Consider the following 12,503-nt stretch of genomic DNA (forward strand, 5'->3'; position numbering starts at 1 on the left):
CTAGAGCAATGACGAGAGAGGCAGATCGATGAGCAACCCCTTCGATGACGAGAACGGTCAGTTCCTGGTGCTGGTGAACGACGAGGGCCAGCATTCGCTTTGGCCCATGTTCGCCGAGATCCCCGCTGGCTGGACCGAGGTGCACGGCCCGGCCTCACGCCCGGAGTGCATCGACTACGTCGAGCGGAACTGGACCGACATGCGACCGAAGAGCCTGATCGAGGCGATGGCGGGCGACGCCGCAAAGTAACCGTTACCGAGGAAGCCGGCCCCGGAAGTTGTGTTCCCGGGCCGGCTTCGCCATGTTCGCGATCGAACCCGGGTGAAAGTGTGCGCGGGCGGTCCACAGATGGTGAACTTCAGGTATGACCGCAGCAATCGACATCTTCCTGATCCTGCATTTCATCGGCCTCGCGGCCATCATCGGCTCCTGGATGACCGTGCTCAAGGAGCCCCGCGTCATCCCCGGCATGCTGCACGGCGCCATCCTTCAGGTGGTCTCCGGACTCGCGCTGGTCGGGCTGAACGAGGCCAACGACGCGACGCTCAACCACACCAAGGTCGCCGTCAAACTGGTGATCGCCGTGGTGATCCTCGTCCTGGCTGTGGTCGGGCTGCGTCAGCCGAAGGCGACCGCGGCGAGCGAGTCCGGGGTGGCCGTCGCGACCGACACCGCGACACTCGCGCAGGCGATCGGCATCCTCGCCATCGTCAACGTGATCATCGCCGTCGTCTGGTAGCTGCTCGCGAAAGCACATGAGCCCCGCGGACCTTCCGGTCCGCGGGGCTCACTCGTGTCGGACGCGGCGTCAGTCCCAGACACCCGCCTTCTCCAGATGTGCGACAAGGCGTTCCGCGCCATCGGTGAAGTGGGCCCGGGTCTCGCGGCCCGCGGCGTGCGCGTCACCCGCCGCCATGGCCTCGATCAGTCGGCTGTGACTGGCGGTGGCCGCCTCGCCCCATCCGCGGTCCGCCGAGTAGAAGTGCACGGGCGTGTAGCGGATGGCGTTGAGCAGGAACCAGGACAGCTTGTTGGCGCCGGCGAGATGATTGAGGATCCGGTGGAAGCTGAACTCCAGGTCCTCGATCCGGCTCGGGGCGGACTCCGAGACCGCCTGCGCGAGATCAGAATTGATCGCGCGTAGCTCGTCGAGAATCTCCGGCGTCATGGCGGGGGTGGCACGGATCGCGAGTTGTTCCGCGATCTGCCCCTGCAGCCAGAAGAGGTCGTTGATGTCGCCTCGTGTCAGGGCGGCGACGACGTAGCCGCGGTGCGGCACCAGCTCGACCAGACCCTCGCCGCGCAGCGTCAGGAGCGCCTCGCGTACCGGGGTCACGCTGACCCCGAGTTCGGCGGCCGTCTCGTCGAGCCGGATGAAGTCGCCGGGCCGCACCCCGCCGGACATGATCAGTCCGCGCACGTGCACGGCGACGTCGTCGGACAGCTGCGGCCTGCGACGCAGCTCGCGGGTGCCGGAGTTGCGTGAGGTGGCGGAGGTGGTCATCGGGGCTCCTTCTTCACGGCAGCCAGCATAGGCGCTGGCCGCCGGTCGCTTTGCGTGTTTCCCGTGGCATCGGCCGCGCGGATCCGGACCGCGCGGCCGGCCCGGTCACAATCCGAAGGTCTTGCCGATGATGTCGCGCTGGATCTCGCTGGTGCCGCCGAAGATGGTCGACACCAGGGTGGCGCGGACGTGACGCTCCATGTCGAACTCGGCTGCGTAGCCGTATCCGCCCATCATCTGCATCCCCTCGAGCGCGACGCGCTTGGCGGTTTCGGTCGCCTTCAGCTTCGCCATCGAGGCCTCACGCGCCAGCATCTTGTCCGGATTGGCGTCGGCTTCGCGGGCCACGCTGTAGACCAGCAGCTTGGTGCACTCGATCTCGGTGGCGAGGTCGGCCATCCGGTGGCGCAGCGCCTGGAAGGAGCCGATCGGCCGACCGAACTGCTTGCGCTGGGTGATGAATCCGAGGGTGTCCTCGAACGCACGCTCCGCGGTACCCAGAATCATCGCCGAGAGGATCAGCCGCTCGAAGTTCAGCCCGGTCATCAGCTGGCGCCAGCCGCCGCCGACCTCTCCGACCACCGCATCCGCGGGCAGCACGCAGTCGGTGAAGAAGAGGTCGTTGGTCTCCTTCTGGCCGCCCATCAACTCGATCGGGCTGATCTTCAGGCCGGCGGTGTCGGCGGGGACGTGGAACATCGTCAGGCCCTCGTGCTTGCTCTCGCCCCGGCTGGTGCGTGCGACCAGCAGGATGTTCTCCGAGATGTGTGCATTCGAGCACCAGGTCTTCTGGCCGTTGATCACCCAGCCGTCGGCGGTCTTCTCGGCCTTGGTACTCAGATTGCCGACGTCGGAGCCGGCTTCGGGCTCGGACATCGAGATCGATTGCGACGCACCACGAACGATGCCGCGCAGCACGGTGTCCTTCTGTTCCGGGGTGCCGAACTTCTCGTACGCGCCACCCGTGATCAGGGTCGGTCCGATGGCGCCGATCGGGGCCATCCCGCGGGCGGTCTCCTCGAGCAGGATGCACATGTCGACCATCGTTGCCTCGGACCCGCCGTACGACTCGGGGATGGTCAGCCCCAGCCAGCCCAGTTCGGCCATCTTCTCGTAGATGCCCTGGTTGTGATTGTGGGCGCCGCGGTTCGTGAGCTGGTCGCGCTTCTCGCGGGTGCCGGCCTCCCGCTTGCAGAAGTCGGCGACTGCCTGGGCGAACGCCCGCTGCTCGGTGCTGAACTCAACGCTCATCTGTGATCTCCATCGGGTCGGGTCGATACAGCTCTTGTCGGTTGGGGTTCACGCCGCGTGGGGGTCTTGCCGCCCGGTGTCGCACGGCCTACTGTGATGCCCACCACGTTACCGCAAATCAAATATATGTGATGCGATCTGTGGACGGATTCGGATCGCTCGGCCAGGGTTCAAGTCGACGGAACGTCCCCGGCGACCGAGCCACAGACAATGGAGGAGTCAGCAATGCCGCAGCGGGCCACCACACAGTCGAGCGAGACCGCGACCACCGAGCGTTCGGCGTCCGCACCGCAGGGGGGCGCGGACGCCGGACGGTCGGTGGTCGAATCCCTCGACCCCCGCACCGGCCAGGTGCTCGGGAGCTACCCGGTGGCGGACGAGGCCGAAGTGGCGAGGGTGGTCGAGCAGGCCCGTGGCGCGGCCCAGTGGTGGTCCGACATCGGTTTCGACGGTCGGAAGGGCTGGCTGCAGAGTTGGAAGAAGGCGATCGCCGCGGACGCCGCGTCGCTGGCTGCGGTCATCGCCGCCGAGACGGGGAAGCCGGCAGACGACGCCCTGCTCGAAGTGATGCTCGCGGTCGAGCACCTGGACTGGGCGTCGAAGAAGGCAGCCAAGGTACTCGGGCGCAGGAAGGTTCCAGCCGGCCTGGTGAGCGCCAACCAGGAGGCGACCGTCCGATATCAGCCCCTCGGCGTGGTGGGCGTGATCGGCCCGTGGAACTATCCGCTGTACACCCCGATGGGATCGATCTCCTACGCCCTCGCCGCCGGTAACGCGGTGGTGTTCAAGCCGAGCGAACTGACCCCGGGCGTCGCTGCTTGGATCGTCGACAAGTGGAACGGACTCGTGCCGAACCAGCCTGTGCTGCAGGTGATCACCGGATTCGGTGACACCGGGACCGCGTTGTGCCGGTCCGGCGTGGACAAGATCGCGTTCACCGGGTCCACCCCGACCGCGAAGAAGGTCATGGCCACCTGCGCCGAAACCCTCACCCCGCTCGTTGCCGAGTGCGGCGGCAAGGACGCGATGCTGGTGGACGCGGACGCCGACCTCGAGGAGGCCTCGAGCTTCGCGGTGTTCGGCTCGATGGGCAATGCCGGGCAGACCTGCGTCGGTGTGGAGCGAATTTACGTCGCGGACAAGGTGTTCGACACGTTCGTGCAGAAAGTCACGGACAAGACGAAGCGTCTGCGAGTCGGCGGCGGGACCGGCGACTCCTACGGACCGATGACCCTCGGCAGGCAGACGGAGGTGGTCACCGAGCAGGTGGCGGAGGCGCTCGCCAAGGGTGCGACCGCGGTCCTCGGCGGACCCGAGTCGGTGCACGCGCCCTACGTGGATCCGATCATTCTGACCGATGTGCCGGAGGACAGCCGCGCAGTCACAGAGGAGACCTTCGGTCCGACCGTCGTGATCAACCGGATGGCCGACCTCGACGACGGGGTCGCCAAGGCCAATCGCTCCGGCTACGGTCTCGGCGCCTCGGTGTTCACCCGCGATCGGGGGCGGGCGCTGGCCGCGGCCGAACGCCTGCGCTCCGGGGTGGTGACCATCAACTCGGTCCTCGGCTTCGCCGGGGTACCGGCGCTGCCGTTCGGCGGGGTGGGGGAGTCCGGCTTCGGCCGCATCCACGGGGCCGACGGACTCCGTGAGTTCAGCCGCGCCAAATCGGTGACACGACAGAAGTACAAGGCGCCGCTGAACCTGCTCACGATGGAGCGCAATGCCCGTGACATGAAGATCGCAGCCTGGCTGCTGCGCACCCGCCACGGACGGAAGTGACCGACGATGCTGTTGACCGACGGGGGCCCGGCGCCGCGTGGCCGGTACGGCTGGCTACGCCGCATCGAACAGCTCGATCCGATCGCCGATCACCAGGAGATCCACCGGATCACCGCAGGGTTCGAATTCCCCTGGGACTACACCCGTTCGCTCGAGCTCGCATTGTTCCGCACCTACTGCGTCCCGACCATCTCGGCACTACTGCGCAAAACCGGGGAGTTCGAGAAGCGGCCACAGAAGCGGTACGACGACACGGCACTGCTGATGGCCGAGTTGGTCGAGCACGGCTACGACTCGGCCCGTGGTCGGGAATCGCTGCGCGTGGTGAACCGGATGCACGGCAGGTACGACATCGACAATGCGGACATGCTGTACGTGCTCACCACGTTCATCTACGAGCCGCTGGACTGGATCGATCGGTACGGCTGGCGCAGGCTGCACCCGAACGAGCGGCTCGCCGCATTCCACTTCTATCGAGAGGTGGGACTGCGCATGGGGATTCGTGAGATTCCGGACGACTTCCAGGAGCTGTACCGCTTCAAGACGGACTACGAACACGACCACTTCCGGTACACCGACGACAATCACGCGATCGGGACCTACACCCGGGACCTGTTCTGCTCCTGGTTTCCGCGGGTGATCCGACCCGCGGTGGGGGTCGGCGTCAACGCCATGCTCGACCCGATGATGCTTTCGGCCTTCGGCTTCCGTGCGGCACCCGCCTGGATCAGGTCCGCGGCCGACGTGGCTCTCGTCGGACGCGCGAGGGTGCTGGTGCTCTTTCCTCGTCGAGCCAGGTCGAAGTCGACCCACCAGCCGGGCAACCGGACCTACCCGGGATACCCGGTCGGGTACCGCCCGAGCGACCTCGGAACTGACCAGGACCGCGGGCGCCACTGACATTCGCGCACGGGCGGCGCTGCGCAGGTGCGGCGCCGCCCGTGGCGTCGGTTCGCTCAGGTGCGCAGCACCGTCAACATCAGCGTCTGCATCTGCCCGCGGGCGCGCGCACCGGTGTCGAAGTGCAGCAGGCGACCGACGTCGAGGGTCAGGCCCAGCGCCGCGTGAACCAGGAATCTGGCCTCGACGGCGGGCAGCTCCGGTTGCGTGGCGACGAGCAGGTGCACCCACTCCTCGACGTGCAGGCGCTGAACGTTGCGAAGATCGGTGCGGTCCCCGCTGGGCAGGTTCCCGATCTCGGCGAAGTAGACCGTCGGCACCTCCGGGTGGCCGAAGGCGAGATCGATGTACGACTCGGAGAGCCGACCGAGTGCCTCCACCGGGTCCGTGGACGCACTCAGAGCAGCCGCCGTGGCCACCGCCAGGCGATCGGATGCACGGTAGAACGCGGCCACGAGAAGGTCTGCCTTGCTGGGGAAGTGGCGATAGACACTGGAGGCGTTGATCCCTGCGGCCGCGCCGATCTCCTCGATGGTCGACTCGTGGTAGCCGCGCGCGTTGAAGATCTTCATAGCCTCGCCGAGCAACACCTCTCGCTTGGAGGTGACCGCGAGCCCGCGTGGTGCGGCGGGGTCGTCGAGCGTGGATCGTGCGGGTGGCGCCCCGGACAGGTCGCAGCGCAGTACCCGCCAGGCAGTCGGCAGGAGCAGCTTCTCGATGCGCTTGGTGGCCAGCGTGGATCGGTGCGCGGTGACACTGCCGACGACACTGAGGGCGGCGGTGGCGAGCACCCCGGCGTCCCGTTCCGCGAGCTCGGGGCGAAGGCGCCGCAGGGGCCGCGAGAGGGTCAGGTTCAGAGCCGCGAAGTCGGCGCGCATCCGGTCCCGGTCGGCCGGTTGCAGATAGCGGCCCTCCCAGCGGTAGAGGCCGCCGGTGCGGCGGTGCTCCACAGTGGTGGCGATCAGTGCCCGCAACACCAGGTCGAGCCTCTCCTCGTCGGAGCCGGCGTTCTCGGCGGCGTTCTCGGCCGTGGTGCGGAGCTGGCCGGCCGTGCTGAGTGCAGCCTGTACGAGCAGTGCGTACTTGTTCGGAAAGTGCCGGTACAGTGCCGGGCCGGAAATCCCGAGCGCAGCGGCGATCTCGTCGACTCCGACGGCGTGGTAACCGCGTTCGCTGAAGGCCTGCGCGGCGACCAGGGCGATCTGCGCCTTGCGGTCCTTCGGCCGTTTCCGCGTCGGCGCGGACTCCGGAACCGACCGGCCGCGGGTCGATTGGGTCATCGGCATCTCCTGACGTCACTAGCCGCAGATCTTAATCGAGAGTCGGACTCCTCGAAGCGGATGCTGCCCGATCGGAACCGCTTCGACTCGCGAATTGCCAGTCAAACCATTGCAATTCGAGAAGTGGCACCCGATTTGGGTCTTGACACGCGGTGCTCCGTCCATGAAAGTTAACCCAGATTCTCAGTGTGTGATCGTTGTCACGGCGGACTGCGAGGTCGATCACGAGCGACTCGCAATCCTGCCCCAGTCGAAGGGGAGCCATGTCCGAATACCGGCCGGTCGGGAAGGAAGTTCCGACGTGTTGAGGACGCGATTCACCGAGACCTTCGGTGTGGACCATCCGATCGCCGTGGGCGGCATGATGTGGGTGGGCCGTGCCGAACTCGTGGCGGCCGTGGCGAACTCCGGTGCCCTCGGGTTCGTCACCGCGCTCACCCAGCCGACCCCCGAGGCGCTCGTGAAGGAGATCGCTCGCTGTCGCGACCTCACGGACAAGCCGTTCGGCGTCAACCTGACCATTCTGCCGTCGATCACCCCGCCGCCGTATGCGGAGTACCGGCAGGCGATAGTCGAATCCGGTGTGAAGATCGTCGAGACGGCGGGTTCGAACCCGGTGGACCACCTCCCGTACTTCAAGGACGCGGGCGTCAAGGTGATCCACAAGTGCACCAGCGTCCGGCACGCGGTGAAGGCCGAGAAGGTCGGCGTGGATGCCGTCAGCATCGACGGCTTCGAGTGCGCGGGGCACCCCGGTGAGGACGACGTGCCCGGCCTGGTGCTGATTCCCGCCGCGACCGAGCGGGTACGGATCCCGGTGATCGCGTCGGGTGGTGTCGCCGACGCCCGTGGGCTCGTGGCGGCACTGGCTCTGGGCGCCGACGGCGTCAACATGGGCACCCGCTTCATGTGTACGCAGGAGTCGCCGGTGGCGGACGAGGTCAAGCGGGCCATCGTCGCCAACACCGAGCGGAACACCAAGCTGATCTTCCGCACCCTCGGCAACACCGCCCGTGTCGCGGAGAACGCGGTCAGCACAGAGGTTGTCGAGATAGAAGGCAGGGGCGGCGCGACCTTCGGCGACATTCGCGATCTCGTCGCCGGCGCCCGCGGCCGGAGGGTGTTCGAGGAGGGCGATCTCGACGCCGGAATCTGGACTGTCGGCCAGTGCCAGGGCCTGATCCACGATGTCCCCGCCGTCGCCGAACTGGTGACTCGGATCGTGCAGGAGGCTCGGGAGTTGATCGTCGGACGGCTCCAGGCGCTCGTCGGCGCAACCGACGGAGCACGGCCATGACCGGCACCCGTGAATCCGTGCAGGGATTGCGCGCCGAGATCGCCGACGGAGTCCTACGCATCACCTTTGTGCGACCGGAGCGGATGAACGCCCTCGACCTCGCCTCGATGAATGCCCTCGGTGACCTGCTGACCGGTCGCGCGGCCGAACGGGAAGTCCGGGTGGTGGTCCTCTCCGGCGAGGGCGGTGCCTTCTGCACGGGCGCCGACCTGATGGCGGCGGCGGACGGACCCCAGGCAGAACCCCGCATCGTGATGGAGGCGGCCAACCGCGTCGTCCGGGCGATCCTGGCTCTGCCGGTACCGGTCGTCGCTCAGGTCGACGGGCCCGCTGCGGGAGTGGGTGCATCCATCGCCATCGCGGCAGACCTCGCGTTCGCCGCGCCGAAAGCCTACTTCCTGCTGGCCTTCGTCAACGTCGGACTGATGCCGGACGGGGGATCCAGCCTGCTCGTGCCGGCGGCCGTGGGTCGGGCGCGGGCCAGCGAGATGGCGCTGCTGGGTACCGGCTCGGCGCCGAAGAGGCGGCCGCGGCCGGATTGATCGCCCGCGTGCTCCCGGCGGACGACCTGACCGCGCACGTCGACGCGGTCGCGGCGAGGCTGGCCGCGGGTCCGCGGCGGGCGATCGAACTGACCAAGCGGTCGCTGACCGCGGCCACCCTGGCCCGAATCGACGAGGCACTCGAGTTCGAGACCGACGGACAGGCGGAACTGTTGGCGGCGAGCGACTTTCGTGAAGGCGTCGCCGCGATGCTCGGCCGGAGGCGACCGGTGTTCGGGTCGTGAGCCGTGGCCCCGGCCCGCTCCGGGCATCGCCCTCCGGAGCTGGGTGACGCACCCCGATTCCCGACGTCCGCACATTGCGAATTCTTGTTAACAAAACCGCCGCGGATCGCCCGTCCGATTGCCATACTTGGCGCATCCGGAAGGTGCGGCCGCCGCGCCGACAGTCAGTCTCCGTACAGGGAAGGACCTACACCGATGTCTCCCGATCCTCTCTCGCAGCCGCTGCTCTCTCGCCGGAACCACTGGAACAACCAGGTCGCAACGCACGCGGCCATGCGCCCGGAGGCCACCGCACTCCGCTTCCAGGGTGCGACCACCACCTGGTCCGGCCTGCATTCGCGGTCCGAGGCGTTCGCCGACGCCCTGGCCCGGCGTGGGGTCGGGTTCGGCGACCGCGTGCTGCTCGTCATGCTGAACCGGCCGGAGTTCCTCGAGGCCGTCCTCGCGGTGAACGCGCTCGGCGCCATCGCCGTTCCCGTCAACTTCCGGCTGACGCCGCCGGAGATGGCCTTCATCGTCACCGACAGCGGGGCCACGACCGTGGTCACCGACGTCCCGCTGTCGCCGCTCGTCGCGGCGGTCCGCCAGCAGGTGCCTGAACTGAGCCAGGCGGTCGTGGTCGGGCAGGAGGGAGGCGACGGCGTCCTCGGCTACGAGGAGCTCGTCGCCGAGCAGGGTGAGTCCCATGCGGCAGTCGATCTGCCGGAGGACATTCCGGCGTTGATCATGTACACCTCGGGCACCACCGGAAGTCCCAAGGGTGCGGTGCTCTCGCACGCGAATCTGCAGGCGCAGGCGCTGACCTGCATTCGGGCGTTGCGGATGGACCGTGGCGACGACGTCGGCTTCTGCGCGTCCCCCATGTTCCACATCGCCGCGCTCGGTTCGATGGCGCCGAGCCTGGTGCTGGGTGTTCCGACCGTGATTCACCCGCTCGGCGCCTTCGACCCGGCGGAACTGCTCGACGTCTGGGAATCCGAGCGGGTCACCACCGCCTTCCTCGTGCCGGTGCAGTGGCAGGCCGTGTGTGCCGATCCGACGGTGCGGCAGCGTGATCTGGCGCTGCGCGTGATCAGCTGGGGTGCGGCGCCCGCCTCCGACGTGGTGCTGCGCGCGATGGCCGACACGTTCCCCGGCGCGCTGAACGTCGCGGTGTTCGGGCAGACCGAGATGTCGCCGATCACCTGCGTGCTCGACGGCGAGGACGCGCTGCGCAAGCTGGGCTCGGTCGGCAAGGTCATCCCCACGATCCAGGCGCGCATCGTCGACGACGAGATGAACGACGTGCCGGTGGGGACGGTCGGCGAGATCGTGTACCGCGGTCCGACGATGATGAGCGGCTACTGGCGCAATCCCACGGCCACCGGCGACGCCTTCGCAGGCGGCTGGTTCCACTCCGGTGACCTGGTGCGCCAGGACGAGGAGGGCTTCGTGTTCGTGGTCGATCGCAAGAAGGACATGATCATCTCGGGTGGCGAGAACATCTACTGCGCCGAGGTGGAGAATGCCCTCTTCAGCCACCCGAAGGTGTTGGAGGCCGCGGTGATCGGACGCCCGGACCCGAAATGGGGCGAGGTTCCGGTCGCCGTCGTCGCACTGCAGGGCGAGGATCTGACCCTCGAAGAGTTGTCCGCCTTCCTCGACGATCGGCTCGCCCGGTACAAGCACCCGAAGGAACTCGTCGTCGTCGACTCGTTGCCGCGCAATGCAAGCGGCAAGGTCGTCAAATGGGAGCTGCGCAAGAACCACGGGTCGCTGACCGTCACCGCCGGCTGAGCTCGACATCGGTGCGTCGGACGGTTCACTTCGAATCCGGCGCGCCGATGTCCCGAGCTACCAGTCGGGCAAAGGGTGGTTAATGCCTGAGTGATTCGCTGGAAAGCGAAATCGTACAAGGAGATCCGCGCTGCTGGCAGTGCGAATATTCGTTCACATAATGCTTGTGATGGTCGACGTGCTGTGAGACGCTTCACACGTTCGATCGAGTGTCGGGGCGGGACAGTTGTCGTAACGCACGGGGGGAGCGCGAGGGTGACGTACGAGTTGCCGGTAGCCAAGGGGCCGGTTCGCGATGTCGCGAACCAGGGCGGCTACCTGATCGGCTTCGCGGTGATGTCACTGGTGGCGCTGGTCCGGGTGGTGCTGCGCCGCAGGCTGTCGCTGAGCGAGACCGTCAACCAGACCCTTTTCATCGGACGGGTCAGCACCGGACCCTCACTGCTGCTGATGATCCCGATCGGTGTGTTCATCGCGGTCTCCGTCGGAGAGCTCGCCGGTCGGATCGGTGCGGGTGGCTACTCCGGGGCGGTGGTCGCCTTCATCATCGTCGGTCAGGCTGCGGCCCTGGTGTGTGCGCTGATGATGGCCGGCGTGGCGGGTTCGGCGATCTGTACCGACCTGGGTTCTCGCAAGATTCGCGAGGAAGTCGACGCCATGGAGGTGATGGGTATCGACGTCGTCGAGCGCCTCGTGGCACCGCGCCTGGTCGCCGCGGTCGTCGTGTCCCTCGCGCTCTGCTCGATGGTCACCTTCGGTGGCGTCATGGCCTGCTACCTCTATCACATTTACGTCCAACATCTTCCGGCCGGAACCTTCATGGCCACCTTCAGTCAGTACGGGCGGATGTCCGACTTCGTCATGGCGCTCGTGAAGGCCGCGATCTTCGGCCTCACCTCGACGCTGGTCGCGACCTTCAAGGGCCTGCACACCAAGGGCGGCCCGCGCGGCGTCGCCGACGCGGTCAACGAGGCCGTCGTGATCGCCTTCGCCCTGGTCTTCATCGTCAACACCGCGCTGTCCGCGCTCTACACCGTGATCGTGCCCGCGGTGGGGGCCTACTGATGGTCGGTTTCGACACGATGCACCGGGTGCGGCACCGCACGACGGCACCGGTCCGGGCCGTCTACGGCGGGCTGATCGACGTCGGCAAGCACGTCACGTTCTACGGGCGCACCGTCGCGTCGATCCCGTTCGCGCTCGTCAGGTACCGCAAGCACGTGCTCGACCAGATCAGCGAGGTCAGCTTCGGCACCAATTCGCTGCTCTCCGGCGGCGGCACCATCGGCATCGTGTTCGCCATGTCCCTTGCGGCGGCCATGATGCTCGGGGTCGAGACGCAGCGCGGACTCGAGCTCGTCGGCATGACGACGATGTCGGGCATGCTCTCGGCGATCGCGAACACCCGTGAACTCGCGCCTGTGGTGGTGGCGATCGCGTTGGCGGCCAAGGTCGGAACCGGATTCACCGCGCAGATCGGTGCCATGCGGATCTCCGACGAGATCGACGCTCTGGACGCGATGGCGATCCGGTCGATCCCCTTCCTGGCGGGCACCCGGGTGCTGGCCGCGATGGTCTGTGTCATCCCGATCTACATGGTCGGACTGCTCGCGAGCTACCTGTCGACGCGGCTGGTCATCGTCTTCTTCGGAGGTGCCTCCGCGGGCACCTACGACTACTTCTTCCACCTCGCGCTCTCGCCTCAGGACCTGGTCTACTCGGCGCTCAAGGCGGTCGTGTTCGCCGCGGTCGTCTCGCTCGTGCACTGCGCGTACGGCTACTACGCCGCGGGCGGGCCTGCGGGCGTCGGGCAGGCCGCAGGCCGCGCGCTGCGCACGGCGATTCTCGCCATCGGCGTACTGGACGTGCTGATGACGTTCGCGCTGTGGGGTCTGGTCCCGGAGATCCCGGGGCTGGGTGTCTGA

General features: G+C 67.5%; 11 protein-coding genes and 1 pseudogene. 9 read left to right on the forward strand and 3 right to left on the reverse strand.

Features of this window, described 5'->3' with window-relative positions; translation table 11 throughout:
- Positions 1 to 28 precede the first annotated feature (28 nt).
- Positions 29 to 250 (forward strand): MbtH family protein, encoded by a 222-nt coding sequence (locus tag ACFVH2_RS21365; RefSeq protein ID WP_378426175.1) that lies wholly within the window; start codon positions 29 to 31, stop codon positions 248 to 250.
- A 115-nt stretch (positions 251 to 365) separates the two neighbouring features.
- Positions 366 to 740: a hypothetical protein gene (locus ACFVH2_RS21370; protein ID WP_378426177.1), complete on the forward strand. Its 375-nt coding sequence runs from the start codon at positions 366 to 368 to the stop codon at positions 738 to 740.
- Positions 741 to 809: 69 nt separating this feature from the next.
- Here the strand turns inward: ACFVH2_RS21370 and ACFVH2_RS21375 are convergent, their stop codons facing one another.
- Positions 810 to 1,505 (reverse strand): GntR family transcriptional regulator, encoded by a 696-nt coding sequence (locus ACFVH2_RS21375; protein WP_378426179.1) that lies wholly within the window; start codon positions 1,503 to 1,505, stop codon positions 810 to 812.
- 105 nt (positions 1,506 to 1,610) lie between these two features.
- Positions 1,611 to 2,756 (reverse strand): acyl-CoA dehydrogenase family protein, encoded by a 1,146-nt coding sequence (locus tag ACFVH2_RS21380; RefSeq protein ID WP_378426181.1) that lies wholly within the window; start codon positions 2,754 to 2,756, stop codon positions 1,611 to 1,613.
- A gap of 225 nt (positions 2,757 to 2,981) precedes the next feature.
- On the opposite strand from ACFVH2_RS21380, the gene ACFVH2_RS21385 reads away from it, so the two are divergent.
- Positions 2,982 to 4,538: an aldehyde dehydrogenase family protein gene (locus tag ACFVH2_RS21385; RefSeq protein WP_378426183.1), complete on the forward strand. Its 1,557-nt coding sequence runs from the start codon at positions 2,982 to 2,984 to the stop codon at positions 4,536 to 4,538.
- Between the two features lie 6 nt (positions 4,539 to 4,544).
- On the forward strand, positions 4,545 to 5,438 hold the full coding sequence (locus ACFVH2_RS21390) for an oxygenase MpaB family protein (RefSeq protein WP_378426185.1): 894 nt from the start codon (positions 4,545 to 4,547) through the stop codon (positions 5,436 to 5,438).
- Between the two features lie 56 nt (positions 5,439 to 5,494).
- Here the strand turns inward: ACFVH2_RS21390 and ACFVH2_RS21395 are convergent, their stop codons facing one another.
- Positions 5,495 to 6,718, reverse strand: coding sequence for a TetR/AcrR family transcriptional regulator (locus ACFVH2_RS21395; RefSeq protein ID WP_378426187.1), 1,224 nt, complete (start codon positions 6,716 to 6,718; stop codon positions 5,495 to 5,497).
- Positions 6,719 to 7,022: 304 nt separating this feature from the next.
- On the opposite strand from ACFVH2_RS21395, the gene ACFVH2_RS21400 reads away from it, so the two are divergent.
- The 5 genes and pseudogenes from ACFVH2_RS21400 (at position 7,023) to ACFVH2_RS21420 (ending at position 12,503) form a co-directional block, all read left to right on the forward strand.
- Positions 7,023 to 8,015 carry an NAD(P)H-dependent flavin oxidoreductase gene (locus tag ACFVH2_RS21400; protein ID WP_378426243.1) on the forward strand — a complete coding sequence of 331 codons (993 nt, stop codon included), beginning with the start codon at positions 7,023 to 7,025 and terminating at the stop codon, positions 8,013 to 8,015.
- Positions 8,012 to 8,802: pseudogene (locus ACFVH2_RS21405) on the forward strand (enoyl-CoA hydratase-related protein). The gene ACFVH2_RS21400 and the pseudogene ACFVH2_RS21405 overlap by 4 nt, the downstream one beginning before the upstream one ends.
- A 195-nt stretch (positions 8,803 to 8,997) precedes the next feature.
- A complete protein-coding gene (gene fadD5, locus ACFVH2_RS21410) occupies positions 8,998 to 10,578 on the forward strand; it encodes a fatty-acid--CoA ligase FadD5 (protein ID WP_378426189.1) in 1,581 nt (526 codons plus the stop codon).
- Between the two features lie 255 nt (positions 10,579 to 10,833).
- A complete protein-coding gene (locus ACFVH2_RS21415) occupies positions 10,834 to 11,643 on the forward strand; it encodes an ABC transporter permease (protein ID WP_378426191.1) in 810 nt (269 codons plus the stop codon).
- Positions 11,643 to 12,503, forward strand: coding sequence for an MlaE family ABC transporter permease (locus tag ACFVH2_RS21420; RefSeq protein WP_378426193.1), 861 nt, complete (start codon positions 11,643 to 11,645; stop codon positions 12,501 to 12,503). Before ACFVH2_RS21415 ends, ACFVH2_RS21420 begins: the two co-directional genes overlap by 1 nt.

Source organism: Rhodococcus sp. NPDC127527 (assembly GCF_042672245.1).
Lineage (GTDB): Bacteria > Actinomycetota > Actinomycetes > Mycobacteriales > Mycobacteriaceae > Rhodococcus_G.